The following is a 21008-nucleotide window of genomic DNA, read 5'->3' as shown; positions in this document are numbered from 1 at the left end:
TATCAGAAAGAGGAAATAAAAAATGCCATCACAATATTTATTAATAAACCGATATCCTGTAAAAAAAGAAAAAGGACAGGAAATTGAAACATTCGCTTTAACCAAATCTAAAGATCTTATCAACAAACATAGTTTTTATATTTCGGATGATAAAGAAGAATTGATTGAATTTATCGCGTTAGGCTCGTTAAATGAATTAGCAGATTACGAAAAAAGTTTTGCACAGGATTTTACCGAATATGCTAACTATCTGTGCGGCGATATTAAGCGTGAATTACTTTTTTATGTTGAAAGTCCTATCCGTTCCGTTACTGTCATTCCTCAAACAAATTTTGTTCAACTTCGTCATGTCGAAGTATTACCTACAGCCTATAACGCTTATTTAAAATGGCGCAACGAAACTATTTTCAATGTTGTTAAAAGTAACGCTGACAAAATCACTTCTTTTGATGCTTATCATTCACTCATTAGCCAAATTCCTGGCGTAATGTTTATCTCATGCTTTAACGGAGCTATTGAAGATTACATAAAACCATTTACAGATGAGCACTACAAAACGATTGTTGCACAAGCAGGAGACAGCTACATCACCGGTGGTAAAGAAGGACTTTATACAAAAATCTATAGAAAATTAGGTGGTTAATAGATTTCCACTATTAATTATAAGGAGAATCATTTTGAATAAATTAGTTGTTGTTGGCGATAAATTCAATGAATTTGCAAAACTTGATGGAACGATTACGTTAAGCCAACTTGCCATAATGGCACAAATGCCTGCAAAAGTTTTTAACATTAAAAATCATTTATTTCCTGGATTGGGGTGTAAAAATGATGAAATAAGTAAATTTAACATTAGCAACAATAGCCCTGAACATTTGGATTTGAGTTCATTATTTTCATTTTATGGTAATAATTTTGCACCGAATATTTATACTCATCAACACAACACTTATAACGTGCTAATCGGTCAAGCAAAAAAATTGGATCAATCTAATTTTGAATTACCTTTTATTCTTGATGAAAGAAATATGCTTATGGGTGATCATCAAACTGGTAGTCATGTACAGGGAATGATTATTACTGAAGCTTTCAGACAAACTTTTATTGCAATAACAGAAGAATTTTTTCTCGCAAAAGAAAATAAAAAAGACACCTATTTTGTCATCAATGAAATGAATGTCAATTTTGAAAACTTTTTATTTCCTTTACCAGCCATCATTCATTTTGAACTTCTCGACATAGACCAAAATAATTATCGGTCAAAGTTGAAAGCCAAAATAACAATCAAACAGGCAAATAAAATTTGTGCCACGATGTTGACCAGTTACGTGGTATATCCGGCGAAAGAACTTTTAGAAAAAGAATCAAAGTTAGCTAAAGATGCAGTGGCTTTATATTTGACTGAATATAAAAGTTTTATGGCATAAAAAAGGAAAGCGTTATGTCAAAATTCCAATTAATTCCAACAACACAAGGCCCTTTATATCCACCTTCTGAAGTGGTTGATAAGTACGGTAACTTTGTCGTTGTAGGAAATTTAATCAAGGAGAATAATGCCATCTCGTGGGGGATGGCGTTAGTTTCCCCAAAAAGCCAATTACCCAAATTTGGTGAAACATGTGCTTATACAATTACTGAAGAATTAGATATTAAAAATGAAAAAAGACTCGCAGAAATAGAGCTTTTTACATTACCGCTTCCGCTACCTTTAAATAATTATCCAATGGTCTTTGCACCGGAACAATGCCCTAATGCTTCACAAATCCGACGCCCTAGTCTTCCATTAAGTAATGGTTATATCTATGACTATCGGGAAAATGACGGACTTCGAAAACTCAATAAAATTGTACTAAGTGATTGGTTAAAAGCGCAAGGAACACTTGATGTAACCATTGATGGTTCCGTTGCTCGATTTGATTTTTGTTTTAAAAACTTAATACCAAATAGCCTTTACACCGTAATGAGCTTAAGAGAAAAAGATCTTAATCCGCAAGAATTAACCCGCCCTGGGCCTTTAGGAATTCCTAATGTTTTTGTGACTGATAATAACGGTTTTGCTAACTATTATGCCATTTTGAACAATCCTTTTCCAAAACATGAAAAAGACAGTAATCGAATTATCAACGTCATTGTGCTGTTCATGAGTTCACAACAGTCTTATGGCGGTGCAATTGGATATTTTGGACTAGGAGGCGATGTCCATGCCCAACTCAAATTGAGTCAAATAGATTTATTTGACCATTTAATTACAAACCCAATTAAGGAGAAATAACATGCCACATATCAATATTATCAGCTGGCCGATATCTGATGATGAAAAAGCTAAAAAATTACTCGAAGAAATAACAGTTGCGACGCATAAAATTTTAGGTTGCCCTATCGATAAAATCTCGATTAGCCTTCAAGAAGTTTCCCCTTCACGGTGGTCAGATGCAGGCGTGATAGGAACTGATCCTAACTTTCTAACCAAAAGCAGGGCTTATATAAGTAAGGACGCTGAGCATGATGCAAACAAAAAGTAATACAAATCAAGCTATAGCTGCATTTTTTGATGTGGATGAAACACTTATAACGATCAAAAGTATGTTTAATTTTTTTGAATATCTGTCTGAAGTAAAAGAACTTCATGATCTCAAAGTTCAATTTGATGACGCATTCAAACAAGCAAGAGCTAACAATCGACCAAGAGAAGAACTCAATTCCATGTACTACCAATTACTTTCGGGTATGAGCATGGATGAACTATTTTCAATCGGTAAGATTTGGTTTGAGCAAAATGTTGTCAACAAGAATGCCTTTATTCAAAAAACAGTTGATCGCTTACATCAACATCAAACTAGAGGCGAACGAACAGTATTTGTTTCTGGGTCAATGCTACCGCTTTTAAAACCGATTGCTGAATATTTAAAAGTCGATGACATTTTGTGTGTTAATCCGGTTGTTGACCAACAGCGAATTTTGACAGGTGAAATTACAGGGATACAAACTATTGGAGCGGGTAAAGCCACCGCAATCGAAAAATTTGCCTTAGAACAAGGAATCGATTTAAGCAGTAGCTACGGGTATGGAGATGATATTTCTGATTTAAATATGTTGTCTTGTGTCGGTCATTCTGTTTACGTCGGCGATCATCCTACGATGTTACAACTTGCCAAACAAAATAACTGGCAAGTTTTATGATTTAAAAAAAGCAATGTTAAAGATAATTAACATTTAGATTGGAGAAATTTTAATATGGAAGAAATTGTAATTGTAGCGGCCAAAAGAACCGCTATTGGAGCATTTCTTGGTAGTTTTGCTGACATACCAGCAACAGAATTAGGCGCAATGCTCATTAAAAATATGCTAAAAGAATCGAATATTCCTGCTAACGAAATCGATCAAGTCATTATGGGACAAGTTTTAACCGCTGGTTGTGGACAAAATCCAGCAAGACAAACAGCGATCAAAGCAGGTTTACCCGAAAAAGTAACGGGATTAACGGTGAATAAAGTCTGTGGTTCGGGTTTGGTGGCTATCAATTTAGCTGTTCAAGCAATTAGAAATGGCGATGCGCAAATGATCATCGCAGGAGGACAAGAAAGCATGTCAACCGCAGCGCATGCTGTTAAAGGAATTCGTAAAGGTAACCGTTTAGGGAATTCGGCATTAATTGACACACTCGTTAATGACGGATTAACCGATGCCTTTCATCAGTATCACATGGGGGTAACAGCTGAAAATGTTGCCGAAAGTCATCATATTACTCGTGAAGAACAAGATATTTTTGCACTGTCCTCGCATCAGAAAGCCTTAAATGCAATAAAGAATAATTGTTTTGTCAATGAAATCATTCCAATAACTTTAGCCACGAAAAAAGGTGAAGTCGTGATTGATAAAGATGAAGGACCGAGAGAAACAACGCTGGAGAAATTATCAACATTAAAACCTGTCTTCAAAAAGGAGGGAGTTGTCACTGCCGGTAATGCATCATCCCTTAATGATGGTGCAGCAGCGGTAATAGTATGCAGTAAACAAAAAGCAATATCTTTAGGATTAACACCTATGGTCACGATATCTGCTTTTGCCAATACTGGTATCAATCCTTCTGTTATGGGGCTGGGTCCGATTAGTGCCATCGAAGCTTGTTTGAAGAAAACAGGTATGTCTATTGATGATGTCGATCTGTTTGAATGCAATGAAGCATTTGCTTCGCAATCTTTAGCTGTCCAAAAAGTATTAGCGTTAACTAACGATAAACTTAATGTTAACGGTGGTGCAATTGCATTAGGACATCCGATTGGTGCATCAGGTTGTCGTGTCTTGGTTACACTTATACATCAACTAATATCACAGAATCTCAATGTCGGTATTGCTGCATTATGTGTCGGTGGAGGTGAAGGGGTGGCAATGAGTATTCATCGAAATTAAAGAGGAATTAGATTATGGAATCAGGCATGAAATCAATACAGAAACAAGAACAATCAACTACAAGTATTCTTGTTTCTGCCGTACTTATTGTGCTTTTAGTCGGTTCAGTTTATATCAGCCAACTCATTTTTCAGGAAATTTCAAAAAGTTTTAACATTGATATTTTAGATGCAAGAAGTATATTTAGCTTATCTTGTTTTTTCTACGCTATTTCCTTTTTTATTTATGGTCCATTATCAGATAAAGTATCAACAAGATTTTTAGTGGTATTTGGGAGTATTGGAACCATTATTTGTCTTGGTTTATCTGGTATCGTCGAATCATTCAGTCTCTATTTAATCATTATGTCATTAATCGGCTTTTTTGCAGCATCAGTTCCGGCTGCATTATTTGCCTATACGGCTAAGAATACACCTAATGAAAAATTGCCTCAAGCAATGGGAGTGATGATTTCCGCCTCTATTGTCGGTATTATTTTTAGCCGTAGTGTAGTAGCCATGATGACTGATTATTGGTCTTGGCAAATTGCCTTCTTTATTTATGCATTGTTAATTGTTTTTTCTTGTCTTTTTATTCCAATGGGTATAAAAAACACGAACAACAATACTTCCAACATGAGTATCGCAAGTACTTATCTCACCGCGGCTAAGTTACTACTAAATAAAACGGTACTTATTTTTCTGTTTGTTGGTTTTCTTCTGTTTTTTGTTTACCTTGGATTATCATCATTATTAACCTTCTATTTAAAAGGCTCGCCTTTTTATCTTTCATCAACGGTATTAGGATGGTTAAACTTTGCAGGAATCAGCGCCGTCATTGGTACTATCATCACAGGCAAATTATCTCAATTTATGACTAAAGGTAGATTATTAATTATTTGCCTTGTATTTGTCAGCATATCAGTTATCACTATCGGATTTAGTACCAATTTATTTTTTATCGCCATAGGTATTTTTTGTTTATTTCTTTTTGTGTTTGGACTGCAACCTATAGTCATTTCAATACTTAATCAGATTGTACCGATTAATTCAAGAGGCGCTATTTCTTCTTTATATCTTTTATCTTGTTTGGCTGGAGGAAGTATTGGTACTTACGTATTAGGTATTTTCTATGAGAACTTTAATTGGAATGGGGTAATGATTACCAGTATTAGTCTGACGATCATCAATATAGTGATAGCGCTATTCGGTCTCAAATTAACAAAATAATAGGAAAAAATAAAATGGAAACTATCATGATAACGGGTGGAACTGGGTCAATTGGCAAAGGGATTGCAAAAGTTCTTCTAGAAAATAATTATAAGGTTATCCTTGTCGGAAGAAATTCAGATAAATTATCCGCTACGCATCAAGAATTAGAGTTGTTAACAAACAATAAGCATATTCTTACTCAGATCATCGATATTACTCAAGAAGATCAAGTTGCCGAAAAATTATCGTCTATTTGGGCAAACACGCCAATTGACGGATTAGTTAATGCTGCAGGTCTAGGGGAACCGATTGATTATTTTTTATCCACTAAAAATGATTGGGACGAATCTCTTCAAAGTAAACTTTGGGGCTCAATCAATATGACCAAACAGGTCACAAAATTAATGGCAACCAATAAGCGTGAAGGAAAAATTGTCATTATTAATGGAACATTTTGTTACGATCCAAACCCCGATTTCATTATAAATAGTACCGTCAATGCAGCCCTATCAGGCTTTACTAAAGCTGCTTCAAAGTATTTAGGAAAGCATGGAATTCGCATCAACGTCATTAATCCTTGGATTACCGAATCTGAATCTTGGTACAAAACCTCAACCAGACTCGCACAATCTTTCTCAACAACTGCGGAATCATTAAATGATAATTTCAGAAAAATGAATCCATTAAACAAATTTACTGATGTCAATGATATAGGCAATGCCATTGTATTTTTATTCAGTAAAAAAGCTGGTTATATCAACGGTGCTTCAATCAATCTTGATGGTGGAGCATCAATCGGTTATTAAAACAATTTTAAGGAGAATACCTATTATGAAAAAATTTTTACTATCTACCCTCATTTTTATCTTTTCCACTTTTTATGGAGCGATGAGTATGGCCGAATTAAAAACTGTTTCTAAGTCATTTAATGCTCCAACTGGGATTGCCTTTGACAGTTCTGGGGCGATGTATGTGACCAATTGGTCTGGTAATTCAGTGGTTAAAATAGATACTAAAGGCAACAAACAAACCGTTTATTCGAATATTTCCTCACCCGCTGGAATTGTCATAGATAAACAAGATAATATCTATGTATCTTCTTATAGTGATGATTATATTTTAAAAATTACCGCAAATGGAGAAGCTCAAAAAATTTCTGACGGTTATCATACTCCGACAGGCATTGCATTTTCAAATTCTGGAAATTTGCTTATTACCAATCGTTCGACGGGTGAAATCGTTTCACTCAATTTGAACAGTGGTCAGAAAGAAATTATCGTACGAGGATTATCTACTCCAGTCGGCGTCACACAACTTCCTGATAATAGTTTAGTGGTTTCTCAATATAGCGGTCGTTTAACAATGATTGACCCGAATGGCAATAAAACTGAGTTAGGTAGTGGATTTACTCGACCAGGTGTTGGTATTGTCACTGTTTCGCCTAGTGTGGTTGCAGTAATTGATAATGGAGCCAATATGGTACGTCAGATTGATGTGAAAACTAAAAAATTAGATACATTAGTTTCATCGTTATCAGGTGCTGTAGCATTAGCTTTATACAATAATCATTATTATATAGGAACATGGGGAGATGGAGCGGTATATAGGTTTAATAATGATTAATTATGACGGACAAATTGGAGAACTTTTAAATGCATAAATTACCACAAAGAACGTTAGGCTCAGATATTAGTGTCAGTGCAATAGGTTATGGAGCTATGGGACTGAGTGAGTTCTATGGCCCTACTGATGATCAGCACTCAATTAGGTTGCTACATTCCGTTGTGGATAGTGGCATAACCTTGATTGATACAGCTGATATGTATGGTCGTGGGCAAAACGAATTACTCATTGGAACATTGCTAAAAGAATTAACTTCATCACAACGAGAACAATTATGTATTGCAACTAAATGTGGAATAGATAGAAACAATACTATTGGCTATGAAAGAAAAATAAATAATGCTCCTCAATACATAAAATCATGCTGTGAAGCATCTTTAAAACGATTAGGTATTGAACAAATCGACCTCTTTTATATTCATCGAATCAATCCCGAAAACCCCATTGAGGAAACAATGGAGACGATGGCAACATTAGTAAAAGAGGGAAAAATTAAGCATGTTGGTCTTTGTGAAGTACCTAAAGATTTATTAATCCGCGCACATTCAGTCTTTCCAGTCGATGTTGTTCAAACTGAATATTCACTTTGGACTCGGGATATTGAAGATAATCTATTACCGCTATTAAAAGAGTTAAATATTGGACTGGTTCCCTATTCTCCGCTTGGGCGTGGTTTTTTGACAGGAAAATATCAGTCAGGAAAAGATTTTGCAGACGGTGATTTTCGTAAAACTAACCCAAGATTTTTAGATGCGAACATAGAGCACAACAAACTACTATTAAATGCACTAAAACCGATGACAATTAAATATGATTGTACAAGTGGTCAAATTGCTTTAGCGTGGTTGCTTGCGCAATGGGAAAGTGTTGTTCCTATTCCTGGTACAAAACAAGAAAAATATTTGTTCGAAAATGTTAATGCCTGTTTTGTTACGCTTGAAAAAGAAGATCTTACCATTCTCAATGATTTAAAAAATCGTATTGATATTAAAGGAGACCGCTATACACCAGAAGGTATGAAAGGTATCTTTTAAAAATACTCTGACTGAGCATTGAACAATGAGAGCCTAATGTTGCTTTATTGAAACAATCAATCAGCAATATAGGTAACAGGTGATACACAATTATTGCTTAAATATTATTTTTATACCGCATAGAGATAATAAAAATCATTAAAAAATAATCAGTTTGGAATATCCATAAACGCTATTTTAGTTTGTTCATTATTAAAATTTTGATATTAGATATTAAATAAAAAAAAAGCCCGAATAATTAGGGCTTTTTATGTGATTTATTATAACGATTAAGTTCGTTTTCTATTTTTTCTTGCCTTTGTATTCATCATAATACTCTTGAGCCAGTTTACGCATCGATAAGCCAATTGCCGCATATTGATACTCATTTAAGTTAGCTAATGAGGCACGAGCTGAAGGATGTTGTACAGCAAACCCTTTACCCGGTAATAGCACCACACCCGCTTCATCAGCAATTCTAAATAGCAATTCAGAAGGATTTTTATTTTTGAGAATCCATTTGGCAAACTTATCATCATAAAGTTCACGACAAATGTGTTCAAGGTCGATTAGCGTATAATAATCAACACTGTTTCCATCTGTTTTATGTTTCAGACCCACATGCTGATATAGCGAAGCCGCACGACGACGTATTAATGTTTTCAACGTTGTTTTATAGCTCTCATCCGTGTCCATCATTTCACAAAGTGCAAATAATACCATTTGCACTTGTTGAGGTGTTGAAAGTCCTGCTGTATGGTTTAATGCAACTGCACGACTGTCAGCAACTAAACGATCAATAAATTTAAGATTTTCAGGATCGGTAACAATTGAGCTATAACGTTTATTTAAAACTTGTTTTGCTTTACTTGGCAATGATCGAATTGTTTTATCAATGACATTATCTTGTGCGGTTGCAATTACCCCTAAACGCCAACCGGTTGCCCCAAAATATTTAGAGAATGAGTAAACTAAAATGGTATTTTTAGGGCAAATAGCAAACAAAGATTGGAAATCATCGGCAAATGTACCGTACACATCATCCGTTAAAATAATGAGATCAGGACGTTTTTTAACAATATCAGCTATAATTTTTAAGCTTTTATCATCAATTTTTACGGATGGTGGATTGGAAGGGTTAACAAGGAAGAAAGCTTTAATAGCAGGATCTTCTAATTTGCGTAATTCAGATTCAGGATACTGCCAATTTAAATTAGGATCCGAATTAATTAATACTTCAACTAATTGATAATCATTTAAGGCTGGAATTTCAAGATAAGGGGTAAAAATTGGTGCACCAATTGCAATTTTATCGCCATTATGAATCAAACCATTTTCTTTCATCGAATTGAAAACATAAGCCATGGCGGCTGTACCACCTTCGGTTGCAAAAAGGTCGATATCATCGATATTTAGATAGCTTGCCCCCATTTGTCTTAACACATAGGATTTGACGACTTTTTCGCTGAACCGTAGCATTCGATCAGGAACAGGATAGTTACAACCTAAAATTCCTTCTACCATTTCTTGTAAAAATGCATTTTCATCAAGACCAAGTTGATCACGAATATACGAAAATGCTTTACCTAAGAATGGAACACCAGGGGTATTGTAATTTTGACGAATAAAATGCTCAAAGCGCCCTGTTAATCCACCTTTAATTGGAAAACCACCTACCCCTTCATTGAGATAAGAATAAGACATTTCGGATTCTTGAATCGCAAAAACACCAAGCTGGAAAAAAGCTTGACGCGGCCAAGTTGCTAAAAAATTAGGATTACCACGTCCTGCATTTAACATAGCATGATCAGGATGGCTTTGGGCAAGTTTAATTAAGTTATCTTTTAATTCAAAAGGACTTAAATTAGCATATTTTGCGTAATCTGATTTGTTCTTCATAATCTTTTACCTTTAATTTGAGTTTTTGCTTAAACAAAAGCCACAACCAATGGACCTAATAAAGTTAGGAATACATTCGCCAGTGCGTAGGTAATAGCAAAAGAATTAGTCGGTGTTGAATTACCTGCTTTATTTAGCACTTCACCAAAGGCTGGGTTAGCACTTCGTGAACCCGCTAAAGCTCCGGCAAATACAGCGGAGTTTTTATAACCAAGCACATATTTACCAAAATAAATCGCCAGTAACATCGGTAACAGAGTAACCACAACCCCGATTAAAAACAGTGATAACCCTTGTTCTTTAATGGTATCGATTGCTTGAAGACCAGAACTTAAACCCACGACAGCGACAAAGCCTGCTAAACCAAAATCTTTTAAAAGTTGCAAAGCGCCAGTTGGAATATTGCCTACGGTTTGATGGAAAGATCGATACCAACCAAATAAGAGACCAGAAAGTAATGCACCGCCACCTGCGCCTAGGGTAATTGGAATATCGCTAACCCGAATCACAATTAATCCAATAATCAGCCCAACGACAAGTCCTAAACCATGAAATATCCAATCTGTTTTTTCGCTTTTGGTAATCGGTGCACCAATTCGATCTATAACACGTCGAAGATCACTATCCGCCCCATAAATGGTTATCACATCACCTAGTTTTAAAACAATATCATTGTTTAATGGAAGGCTTTGACCATCGCGATGAATCGCAACTAAATAGATACCATGTTTTAAACTGATTACTTCGTCAGATGAAAGTACTTGTGTTAAATTCTCACCAACATAGCGAGAATTACGCATTTCAACATCTTGAGTATTCATCACCACATCCATTCCTGATGCAGAATTAATTTCTGTACCCAAAAGATCATTCGCTTGAATCATGGCATCACGGTGACCAACAACTAAAATAATATCTTTAGCTTTAATCACTGTTTCAGGTGTTGCCTCAAGAATTTTATTGCCTCGTTTTATTCGTTCAATGCTAATGCCATTTACCGTTTTTTCAATATCAGAAACACTTTGATTGATCTTATTTGTCACCCGATACAAACGACCACTAATATCAGATAAAGCAAAATTTTGATTAGCACCTAATAACATCGAGCCATGAAGTTGTTCAGCCTGCGCCTTAATTGCATCATCGCTGATATCTCTACCCATGATTTTAGGTAAAATATTAACACAAACAATAATGGCACCAAGGGAACCAAAGATATAAGTTACAGCATAGCCAATGGTAACATTACCTTGTAAACGACTTAGCTCTTCTGCGCTTAAACCAAGCTGAGTTAACGCATCAGAAGCAGTACCCATAATAGCAGATTGTGTCAATCCCCCTGCGGCAAGACCGGCTGCCAACCCTTTATCTAAATCGAATATTTTTGCTAAAACAACGACAGTCACAAAACCTGCAACCGCAATGAAAAGTGCTAAAAAGATTTCTCGTAATGTTTTAATACCTAAAGATCGGAAAAACTGGGGGCCACTTTCAAACCCAACAGCATAAATAAATAGTGCGAAAAGTACCGCTTTAACGCCAGCATCAACAGTTACACCAAATACACTCAGTGCTACAGCGACAAGCAATGAACCGGCTACGCCACCCAGCTGAAATTTACCGATACGAATCCCACCAATTAAATAACCTAAACTCAATGAGAGAAATAATAATATTTCTGGTGAGTGTTTGAGTCCATCTAAAATCCAATTTGAAAGCCATTGAAACATAATCATTGTCCTCAAGTGCTAAAATGATGAATTAAGAATATATGAAAAGATATAAAAAGGAATTTGAAGAATATTCACTATTTTTTATGAATACATTAATATATTAAACTGCTATTTAAAGAATAGAAAGTTAATTTTAACAATTGATATCATCGTTAGAAAAATGGTAAAAATTTTTTTTTGTTCCTTTTTGAAAATAAGGAATTTTTACTGTAATAACTTATTTAAACTAATTAGAGAATACTTTAGAAGATTAGTGCGTTATCATTAAAAAATGATAACGCACTAAAATAGGTAATTATTAAGTACACAATAAAGTGAGCTTAATTTTTATCAATTTTGGACAAATTTATGTAGAGATTAAATTCCATTCCAAATTGATTTTATTTACTGGACTTTGAAAATATTTTGGCGAATTCTATAATCTAGATCATTGACCCAACGATTATAGTTACGATGAACTTCACCCTTCTTATTAATTAAATTTGGGCTGACTGATTTATATTGAATTTTATAGCCTTCTGAAGAGAAATTGATATTCATGGTAGCTTCATATTTTAGATTTAATAACGATGCACGAATATTGTTGTTATCAATTAAATCTAGTTTCCAAATACCATATCGAGTATCACGTTTTTTATTCACCGCTAAAATAGCATTTTTAACCTGCTCTTTACTCAAACCTTGCGATGATGACTCAACTGTTCTTGGTGCCTCATATTTATTGGCACAACCAAATAATAGACAGATAAAAAAAGTGGCTATTATCAACTTAAAAAACTTCATTTGTTTACTCCTTGAATAAAAGTGATTAATTTTTGATTTAACGTTTTTTACAAATTAACAACGTATGTCCATAACCTAAGCCATCAATATCTTTTTCAACATGAAACCCTGCTTCATTTAAACATTGATAAAATATTTTAGAATGGTAAAAACGACTATTGCCATTTGCTAAACAGGTGAAATATAAAGACGAGGCATTCAGACTTAATGCACCGGCCTCAAATGTCTGCCTATCCCAAAACAAATCCATAATGCAAACCGTTGCATCATCTTTCATACTGCGATGAATTAGTGTTAAAATGCGAGTAATTTGTTCTCGACTAAAACAGTCAAGAAACTGACTCATCCACCAAACATCAGCTTGATTGGGTAAAATCTCATCTTTCAATAAATCAACTTCAAAGCCCTCAATCCGATCAGATAAACCAGCTTGTTGAATATTTTGCTTGGCAACATGAATTTGCTGCGGTAAATCCAAAAGCGTTATTCTAATATTCGGATTTTGTTTAGCACAAAAAAGTGCCCATTTACCTGTATTGCCTCCCACATCATAAATATGCTTTGGATTTAATTGTTCAATATGTGAAAAAGCGGCAGGAAAGGAATGATCAGAATAGAAATGGTCAAATTCAAACCAGCTTTTTTTGGCTTTTTCAGGTAACACTTGTAAGGCAGGATATATGGTTGACCAATCACCAAAAACTTTTAAACCTTCTGGTTTTCCCGATTCAAGAGCAGATTGAAGATAGCGCATGCTTTCATAACAAATATCTTGAGTAAAATTAAGATTAACTTTCGTCATTTTGTCATGCAATAAATAATGACCAATTTTTGCCAAAAAATAACGGGAATGCTGTTGATAAATGACATGCATACTTAAACCAATATCGAGTAATAATTGAATTGCATATTCAGATAAATCAATCTCTTTAATGATTTCATCAACCGTTATTCCGTCAGTACTTGCTCGGTCTATACTTGCTAATATTCCTTTATCTCTCATACAAAGGACAGCTTGAAATAAAATAGGCGAAAATGCGATTTTTTGTGCTTCCGTTATCGCCTCTAACGCAGAGTATTTATCTTCGTTATATCCATATCTAATGTTTTCTTGTCCAGTCAATCTATTGCCTTTTTGTTGATTTAATGTATTGTATTAGTAAATTATCCGTTAAAGGATATTTTTTTGTAATAATATTACAAAATAGTGTTAAGTAAAGAATTAAATAATTAAAATGCTAAAAAATTGAAATAAAAATGAATTTTTCTTTTACCATTGAAAATTGGTTTGCTTTATCTTCTGGTCTCTCAACAAAATCTGACTGGGAATTATGGTCAACATCTTTTAATCATAATTGGGATATGCCCTTACCAAAAACAAAAAAAATACCGATGATGCAAGCCCGTAGAATGAGTATGGGCTCTCGATTAGCTGTGGATGTTGGACTTGAACTGATTGACAATCATCATTTGGATTTAGCGATTTTCACCAGCCAACATGGTGAATTGGAAAGAACCCATAAAATCCTAACTTCGATGAATCAAAATCATGATATTTCACCGACCGATTTCGCACTTTCTGTGCATAATACGGCATCGGGATTAGTCACTATCATCAGTAATAGAAGTATACCTATTAGCTCAATTTCTGCACACAATGACAGCTTTCAACAGGGGTTAATTGAAGCATTTTCAATCTTACATCATGGTAACAAAAAGGTCTTGCTTGTCGATTTTGATGGTTTTGTTCCAGAAACCTATCAAAAACAGATTAATTATCATGTTCCTGCTTATGCCGTTGGCTATATATTAACAAGCGGTGATCAATTAAGTTGTCAAAGCATCGATAAATCATCACAGGTCTACCAACCTATTTATCCTCAATCAATCGCTTTTTTACACGCTTATTTGTGTAAACAAAAACATTTTATTATTCAAGGAAATTCTCAAGATTGGCAATGGACATTAAATCAGTAACCTCAAAAAAAATCTATACTTTAAATCAATGTTGGCGATTATTCGCAATAGCATTTGGTTTCCTATTGTTTGGCGTTTTTGGTTTTGTTGTCTTATCAATTTTTTGGTTTAGTTTATTAAGACTAGCCATTTGGAATAAAAACGACCGAATAACAGTTGCTCAGTATAGTATAAGTATTTGCTTTAAAATTTTTATCGGCATTATAAAATCATTAGGGATTATTCAATATCAATTTGATGGACTAGAAAAACTGAAACAAGATAAAAATTGTCTGATTGTGGCTAATCACCCTTCTTTGCTTGATGTGGTACTGTTAGTTTCTGTTATGCCACGTTGCGATTGTTTAGTCAAAGGCGCATTATTAAATAACGTTTTTATTAGTCGTATTATCAAAACAGCCGGATATATATTAAATGCGGAATCGGAAAAGATATTACCACAATGCCAACAAATATTATCCAATAATGGGCGAATACTCATATTCCCAGAAGGAACTCGAACCGTTCCAGATCAACCGATGAAATTACAACGAGGTGCAGCAAATATTGCATTACGTTGCCATGCCGATATTCGGCTTATTCATATTCAATGCGATCCTCCTTTTTTGATAAAACAACAAAAATGGTATGACATCCCTATCAAAAAAACATCATTCAACGTTACGGTTGGTGAAAAAATTTCGATTGATGATTTTGTCGAGCCAAATACAACCGTCGCAGCAAGAAAATTAACACGATATTTAACCTCTGTCCTGATTCAGGCTGAGAATATTTAAGTTAGAGCAAAGATAAAGGTACTTTAATGGAACAACTACACAATGAAATTAAAACGTTAATAATTAATGTATTAAATTTAGAAGACATCACGCCTGAGGATATAGATACTGAAGCTCCCCTATTTGGTGAAGGCTTAGGCTTAGACTCTATTGATGCGTTAGAACTTGGTTTAGCAATCAAAAACCAATTTGGTATTGTATTATCCGCTGAAAGTGATGATACAAAAAAAATGTTTTATTCTGTTAAAACATTAGCTGATTTCATCGTGTCTCAACAACAAGGAGCCTAAATATATGGACAAGCAACAAATTTTTGAACAAGTTCAATCTGCACTTGTACAACTTTTCGAATTATCGCCAGACGATATTAAACCCGAATCAAAACTTTTTGAAGAGTTAGATCTTGATAGTATTGATGCTGTTGATTTAGTCGTCCATCTACAAAAAAAGATTGGTAAAAAAGTTGATCCTGAGACATTTAAATCGGTAAGAACAGTCCAAGATGTTGTTGAAGCAGTAAACAAACTAGTTAATAATCAATAATAAAATAATAATATGAACAAAGTTAAGTCAATAATAAACAAGATAACCAATATTTTATTTGTCTTTTATCCATTTATTATTTACTTATCTCTACACTACCAACATGTTGAATTAGCTATTTTTTATTTGATATTTTTATTTGTTTTTAGGTTAATTACATTACCAAAACTATTTTCAAATATTAAATGGCTAAGCATAGTTGTAACATGTTTTGGGTTATTGTTGACCGTAATTAGCTGGCTATTTTCAAAATATCAACTCCTACTGTTTTATCCGGTAGCCGTTAATTTGATATTTTTTATTGTATTTAGTTACTCATTAACTCAACCACAAACAATAATTGAAAAATTTGCCAGAATGAACAATCCACAATTACCCGATCAGGCTATACGTTATAAACGTAATGTGACTATTTTTTGGAGTCTATTTTTTATTTTTAATGGCTCTGTCGCCTTAATAACATGCTTACTTGAAAACATGTATTGGTGGACAATTTATAATGGCTTAATTAGCTACCTTTTAATCGGAATTTGTATGGGAATGGAATGGCTAATCCGTCAAAAATTTCAACGTTAAATCTATTATCACAGCAGTTACTGCGATCAGAACAAGAAGTTATCGCATTTAGACACAAACAACCTTTAACCGTTGCGGATCTTAAAACCAAAGTATTCGAAATTTGCCATGCATTAAAACACGATAATAACCAATTATGGGCATTATCAATGCATGATAGTTTTAATTTCGTAGCGGGATTATTGGCATTATTTTATTCAGGAAAACAGCCTCTACTCCTTAATCCATCTCATCAAGAGATGCACCAATACTACACCGCTCTTTTAACCGATAACGAGCTGAATAGCAGTCAATTTATCGATAAGAAGATCATCAATATTAATCAATTACCATTAGCAAATTTTTGCAATGAAAAACAACAATTAACTTATGATTTTAAACAACAGACATTAACGCTATTTACCTCTGGCTCAACGGGTCTGCCAAAACCAATTGAAAAATCGGTTTACCAGTTACAACATGAAATTGAAATACTTAATAAGGATTGGGGAAAAACAACTTATGATCTAGTCATTGCATCTGTTTCACATGAACACATGTATGGATTAACGTTTAAAATCATGTTATCACTGTGCTGTAAAATACCCTTTGTTTGTGAACCCGTGCTTTATCAAGAACATTTGGCAACATTCAAGAATAAACGTATTATTTACATCACAACTCCATCGATTATTAAAACGTTAGATAATCATTTACCCGTGATTAATTGTGATAAAGTGATTTCATCCGCAGGTAAATTAAGTTATCAAGAATCACAATTTTGTTTCGAAAATTTAGGCGTATTACCAAATGAAATCTATGGTTCAAGTGAAACCGGTATTATCGCTACTCGACAACAAACCCAGCCGAATACGCCATGGACGCTTTTTTCTTCTATGCGAATTGAGTATGATCAACGTTGGCAACAAGCCATTTTATACACGCCATTATTAGATCAACCAGAAGTTCTGAATGATAAAATTAAAATAGTCAATAATAAGTACTTTCATCTATCGGGACGAAAAGACAAAATAATTAAGATCTCTGAAAATCGAGTTTCACTTACCCATATAGAAAATAAAATTAATCAACTTAACGAAGTTGAACAGGTAATAATTATTCCATTAGAACAAAATAATCGAACAATACTTGGTGCCGTAATTCAGTTAACGCCAAGCCATAAAAAACTTTTGCAAACCTACAATCATTTAAAATTAACACAATATTTTCGACTTTTATTAAAAGATACATTATCATTAATTGAAATGCCCAAAAGATGGCGATTTGTTGAGTTTCTTCCTAAGAATTCTCAAGGAAAATCCAGTTACATTGAATTAAAAGCATTGTTTAATGCGTTAAAGAAGAATAATGAATAAAAAATATGTAAATGAAATAATAACCAATGTTAGCGAAATAGATCATTTGACTAAAACTGAAGCAAGCATTGAATTTACTGTTCCAGATGATCTTTTCTGGTTTAAAGGACACTTTCCGTCTCAACCATTATTACCGGGCGTTGTTCAACTAAACTGGGCGATTTATTATGCTAATAAAATCTTTGGTAGAAAATTTAATCTAATATCAATCGATCTTGTCAAATTTCAATGCCCTGTTTTGCCTAATGATCCTATTATTTTAAATTTAGTTTGGCATAAACAATCCAATAAACTTGAATTTAAATATACTATTACCAACAATGATGGTCATAAAGTTGCTAGTTCAGGAAAGTTAACCTTATGTCAGTAGCGTCATTACATCCAGCAACAGATTATTGCTTTATTATTCCTTGTTATAATCATAGCCAAACGCTATCAGACGTACTTAAACGCATTGAATCTTATCAATTAACTTGTATTTTAGTCGATGATGGTAGCGCCCCCGATGCAGCGCAGCAACTTAAACAAATCACGAGCCAATTTACGTGGGTAACCTTAATTCATTTACCGATTAATCAAGGTAAAGGAGCGGCGGTTATGGCGGGGCTCAATTATGCTTTAAATCAAGGCTATACCTATGCGATACAAATCGATGCAGACGGACAGCATGATACCAACATTATTGCCGAATTGATTCATCAGTCACAATTAAATCCGCACGCACTTATCTCGGGTTGCCCTGTTTATGATAGCTCTGTTCCTAAACATCGGCTCATTGCCCGATATATTACTCATTTTTGGGTCTGGGTTGAAACTTTATCATTCTCAATTAAAGATAGCATGTGCGGATTACGTATCTATCCTTTGCAACAAACATGTAATTTAATTGCGCATTATCAAATTGGCAAAAGAATGGATTTTGATACAGATATTATGGTGAGGTTGTACTGGCAAGGTATGCCATCGATTTTTGTTCCTACTCAAGTCACTTATCCTGAAAATGGGATTTCACACTTTAAACCATTAAAAGATAATTTACTCATCACATGGATGCATACCCGATTAGTTTTTGGAATGTTGCCACGTATCCCAACATTAATTAAACGAAACACATCCCAAAAGGCTTCACCGTCACATTGGTCACAGATAGAAGAAAGAAAAGGTCTTTGGGGAATCAAATTGATCCTCAAACTTTACCAAATTTTTGGCAAAAAAGTAGCAAAAACGATCATGTTTCCGGTTATAAGTTATTTTTGGTTAACTGGAAAAAAACAACGTCAAGCATCAAAAAACTATTTGCAACAAGTTAAACAATTTTATGAAAATGTCCCGTTAGTTGATAAAAAACAACTGACTTCTTTTCGGCATTTTCAGCGTTTTGGCGATTCACTCTTAGATAAATTAGCCAGCTGGCAAGGGGATATCAACATTCAAGATATTTATTCATCCAGCAAACAAATATTTTTCGATTTAATAAATAAAAAACAAGGCATAGTATTAATCTGCTCACATCTCGGTGACATAGAAATGTGCCGAGCCATTGCAGAATGTTCACATGATGTAAAAATTAATGCATTAGTGTTTAAAAAAAATGCCGCACGATTTAACCAAGTATTAAAAGAAGTCAATCAAGCCTCAACCTTTAATTTAATTGAAGTTGATAGCTTAGGGCCAGATACAGCAATCTTACTTAAACAAAAGCTTGAAGCCGGTGAATGGGTCGCTATTGTGGGTGATAGAACATCAAGCAATCCTCACCAAAGAATTCAAGAAAACAGCGTAATCTGGGCTGATTTTTTGGGTAAACCAGCGCCATTTCCTAAAGGTAGTTTTGTTTTGGCATCAGCTTTAGGTTACCCTGTCTATTTAGTTTGGGGGCTGAAACCCAATGGGCGTTATCAAGTCTATTTAGAGCATTTTGCTGATAAACTGATTACATCAAGAAAAAATCGCCAAGCTGAACTTGAAATGATCATTCAAAATTATGCAAAAAGATTAGAACATTACTGTCTTTTATCCCCTTTAGACTGGTTTAATTTCTTTGATTTTTGGCAATTCAGTCAACCCGATCCCAATAAATTAAATATAAGAAATAAAAGCAATGAAAAATGATTTGAAATACAGCGTAACAATTGAATATACCACTTCATTCCATGATACAGATGCAATGGGAGTGGTATGGCATGGTAATTATCTAAAATTTTTTGAAAAAGCAAGAGAAGCCCTATTCCAAAAATTTAATTACGGTTATCAAGAAATGATCGACTCTGGCTATTTGTGGCCGATTGTTGATACACGAATAAAATACATATCGCCGTCGATAGCAGAACAAACATTAAAAATTGTTGCTACCTTGGTAGAATACGAACATCGGATAAAAATTAATTATCTCATTTTAGATGCTAAAACCGAAAAAAAAATGACATCGGGCTATACCATACAAGTTGCCGTCTCTGCTTCAACACAAGAAATGAGCTTTATCACCCCTCAAATTTTCTTAAATCAATTTGGATTATAAAAATGAATAAATTTATTGCGCTCCTATTGACTACCCTTGCAATATTTTTTTCAAGCCTAACTTACGCTATCACACTTAATGAACTGCAACACCAATTCAGTAAAAATGAGGTGATTCGAGCGGATTTTACGCAAAATCGTTATATAAATGGATTATCCAATCCGCTTCATTCAACCGGAAAGATGATTTTATCCCAAAAACGGGGATTATGGTGGCAACAACAAACGCCTTTTACGATGACTTTGAAAATGAATAATCAAAGAATGGAGCAACGCATCGATGATCAAACGCCTCAAATTATTACCGCTGAAAATCAACCTCAATTATTCGAATTTAACCATTTGCTAACAGCTATTTTCACTGCTGATAAACAAAAGTTAGAAAATAACTTCATGATAAATTTGTCTGAACAAGAGCATCAATGGACACTTATCCTTACCCCCAAACTTGCGCCATTGAACAAAATATTTAAAGAGATAATTCTGACTGGTCATAAACATTTAAATACGATAACACTCAATGATATGCAACATGATAAAACAGTGATCACTTTTTCAAAACATCAAACGACTAATTTGACAGAACATGAACTATCATTATTCAAATAATTCA

24 protein-coding genes are annotated in these 21008 nt (G+C 34.2%); 20 read left to right on the top strand and 4 right to left on the bottom strand.

Translation table 11 applies throughout. The features are described from left to right. Positions 1-22 precede the first annotated feature (22 nt). From ACGH46_RS02325 to ACGH46_RS02280, 10 genes are read left to right on the top strand one after another with little or no spacing between them, the layout of a single operon-like run. The gene (locus ACGH46_RS02325) at positions 23-643 is read left to right on the top strand and encodes a hypothetical protein (protein WP_267351605.1); all 621 of its coding nucleotides are present in this window, start codon (positions 23-25) and stop codon (positions 641-643) included. Positions 644-677: 34 nt separating this feature from the next. Next, positions 678-1427 carry an AfsA-related hotdog domain-containing protein gene (locus ACGH46_RS02320; protein ID WP_267351607.1) on the top strand — a complete coding sequence of 250 codons (750 nt, stop codon included), beginning with the start codon at positions 678-680 and terminating at the stop codon, positions 1425-1427. Positions 1428-1441: 14 nt separating this feature from the next. After that, positions 1442-2272 carry a hypothetical protein gene (locus ACGH46_RS02315; RefSeq protein WP_267351609.1) on the top strand — a complete coding sequence of 277 codons (831 nt, stop codon included), beginning with the start codon at positions 1442-1444 and terminating at the stop codon, positions 2270-2272. A 1-nt stretch (position 2273) separates the two neighbouring features. Further along, complete coding sequence (locus ACGH46_RS02310; RefSeq protein ID WP_267351611.1) at positions 2274-2522, top strand: tautomerase family protein; 249 nt, start codon at positions 2274-2276, stop codon at positions 2520-2522. Then, complete coding sequence (locus ACGH46_RS02305) at positions 2503-3180, top strand: HAD family hydrolase (protein WP_267351612.1); 678 nt, start codon at positions 2503-2505, stop codon at positions 3178-3180. The genes ACGH46_RS02310 and ACGH46_RS02305 overlap by 20 nt, the downstream gene beginning before the upstream one ends. A 54-nt stretch (positions 3181-3234) precedes the next feature. Next, positions 3235-4410 carry an acetyl-CoA C-acetyltransferase gene (locus ACGH46_RS02300; protein WP_411603911.1) on the top strand — a complete coding sequence of 392 codons (1176 nt, stop codon included), beginning with the start codon at positions 3235-3237 and terminating at the stop codon, positions 4408-4410. 26 nt (positions 4411-4436) lie between these two features. Then, positions 4437-5618 (top strand): MFS transporter, encoded by a 1182-nt coding sequence (locus tag ACGH46_RS02295; protein ID WP_411603908.1) that lies wholly within the window; start codon positions 4437-4439, stop codon positions 5616-5618. Positions 5619-5632: 14 nt separating this feature from the next. Beyond that, on the top strand, positions 5633-6406 hold the full coding sequence (locus ACGH46_RS02290; protein ID WP_411603905.1) for an SDR family NAD(P)-dependent oxidoreductase: 774 nt from the start codon (positions 5633-5635) through the stop codon (positions 6404-6406). Positions 6407-6431: 25 nt separating this feature from the next. After that, entirely contained in the window at positions 6432-7223 is a 792-nt protein-coding gene (locus ACGH46_RS02285; protein ID WP_267351619.1) for a hypothetical protein, read from the top strand. Positions 7224-7252: 29 nt separating this feature from the next. Beyond that, a complete protein-coding gene (locus ACGH46_RS02280; RefSeq protein ID WP_411603903.1) occupies positions 7253-8257 on the top strand; it encodes an aldo/keto reductase in 1005 nt (334 codons plus the stop codon). A 282-nt stretch (positions 8258-8539) separates the two neighbouring features. On the opposite strand, the gene ACGH46_RS02275 is transcribed toward ACGH46_RS02280, so the two are convergent. From ACGH46_RS02275 to ACGH46_RS02260, 4 genes are all read right to left on the bottom strand, one after another. Beyond that, positions 8540-10135, bottom strand: a complete 1596-nt coding sequence (locus ACGH46_RS02275) for a bifunctional aspartate transaminase/aspartate 4-decarboxylase (protein ID WP_411603900.1) — start codon at positions 10133-10135, stop codon at positions 8540-8542. Positions 10136-10164: 29 nt separating this feature from the next. After that, positions 10165-11865 carry an aspartate-alanine antiporter gene (aspT, locus tag ACGH46_RS02270; RefSeq protein WP_267359133.1) on the bottom strand — a complete coding sequence of 567 codons (1701 nt, stop codon included), beginning with the start codon at positions 11863-11865 and terminating at the stop codon, positions 10165-10167. Positions 11866-12252: 387 nt separating this feature from the next. Next, positions 12253-12651, bottom strand: a complete 399-nt coding sequence (locus ACGH46_RS02265; RefSeq protein WP_267351626.1) for a hypothetical protein — start codon at positions 12649-12651, stop codon at positions 12253-12255. Between the two features lie 37 nt (positions 12652-12688). After that, positions 12689-13756, bottom strand: a complete 1068-nt coding sequence (locus tag ACGH46_RS02260; protein WP_411596971.1) for a class I SAM-dependent methyltransferase — start codon at positions 13754-13756, stop codon at positions 12689-12691. 152 nt (positions 13757-13908) lie between these two features. Here ACGH46_RS02260 and ACGH46_RS02255 point away from each other — a divergent pair, with 152 nt between their 5' ends. The 10 genes from ACGH46_RS02255 to ACGH46_RS02210 all read left to right on the top strand — a co-directional run bounded on the left by ACGH46_RS02255 (position 13909) and on the right by ACGH46_RS02210 (position 21004). Then, on the top strand, positions 13909-14628 hold the full coding sequence (locus tag ACGH46_RS02255) for a beta-ketoacyl synthase chain length factor (RefSeq protein ID WP_267351630.1): 720 nt from the start codon (positions 13909-13911) through the stop codon (positions 14626-14628). After that, positions 14610-15404 (top strand): lysophospholipid acyltransferase family protein, encoded by a 795-nt coding sequence (locus ACGH46_RS02250; RefSeq protein ID WP_411596918.1) that lies wholly within the window; start codon positions 14610-14612, stop codon positions 15402-15404. The genes ACGH46_RS02255 and ACGH46_RS02250 overlap by 19 nt, the downstream gene beginning before the upstream one ends. Positions 15405-15430: 26 nt before the next feature. After that, positions 15431-15694: a phosphopantetheine-binding protein gene (locus tag ACGH46_RS02245; RefSeq protein WP_065559113.1), complete on the top strand. Its 264-nt coding sequence runs from the start codon at positions 15431-15433 to the stop codon at positions 15692-15694. Positions 15695-15698: 4 nt separating this feature from the next. Beyond that, a complete protein-coding gene (locus ACGH46_RS02240) occupies positions 15699-15947 on the top strand; it encodes an acyl carrier protein (protein ID WP_267351635.1) in 249 nt (82 codons plus the stop codon). 222 nt (positions 15948-16169) lie between these two features. After that, on the top strand, positions 16170-16523 hold the full coding sequence (locus tag ACGH46_RS02235) for a hypothetical protein (RefSeq protein ID WP_267351637.1): 354 nt from the start codon (positions 16170-16172) through the stop codon (positions 16521-16523). Beyond that, positions 16493-17878, top strand: a complete 1386-nt coding sequence (locus tag ACGH46_RS02230) for an AMP-binding protein (RefSeq protein ID WP_411603897.1) — start codon at positions 16493-16495, stop codon at positions 17876-17878. Before ACGH46_RS02235 ends, ACGH46_RS02230 begins: the two co-directional genes overlap by 31 nt. Next, positions 17871-18248 (top strand): 3-hydroxyacyl-ACP dehydratase FabZ family protein, encoded by a 378-nt coding sequence (locus ACGH46_RS02225; RefSeq protein WP_411603894.1) that lies wholly within the window; start codon positions 17871-17873, stop codon positions 18246-18248. The genes ACGH46_RS02230 and ACGH46_RS02225 overlap by 8 nt, the downstream gene beginning before the upstream one ends. Then, positions 18239-19990, top strand: coding sequence for a glycosyltransferase family 2 protein (locus ACGH46_RS02220; RefSeq protein ID WP_411603891.1), 1752 nt, complete (start codon positions 18239-18241; stop codon positions 19988-19990). The genes ACGH46_RS02225 and ACGH46_RS02220 overlap by 10 nt, the downstream gene beginning before the upstream one ends. Further along, on the top strand, positions 19980-20396 hold the full coding sequence (locus tag ACGH46_RS02215; RefSeq protein WP_411603888.1) for an acyl-CoA thioesterase: 417 nt from the start codon (positions 19980-19982) through the stop codon (positions 20394-20396). The genes ACGH46_RS02220 and ACGH46_RS02215 overlap by 11 nt, the downstream gene beginning before the upstream one ends. A gap of 2 nt (positions 20397-20398) precedes the next feature. Then, the gene (locus ACGH46_RS02210; protein WP_411603885.1) at positions 20399-21004 is read left to right on the top strand and encodes an outer membrane lipoprotein carrier protein LolA; all 606 of its coding nucleotides are present in this window, start codon (positions 20399-20401) and stop codon (positions 21002-21004) included. Positions 21005-21008: the final 4 nt, after the last annotated feature.

The sequence above is a fragment of the Gilliamella sp. CG22 genome (assembly GCF_046635725.1).
In the GTDB taxonomy this organism is placed as follows: Bacteria; Pseudomonadota; Gammaproteobacteria; order Enterobacterales; family Orbaceae; genus Gilliamella; species Gilliamella apicola_I.
The sequence above is the reverse complement of the archived record's forward strand: the minus strand, read 5'-3'. Positions and strand labels throughout refer to the sequence as shown.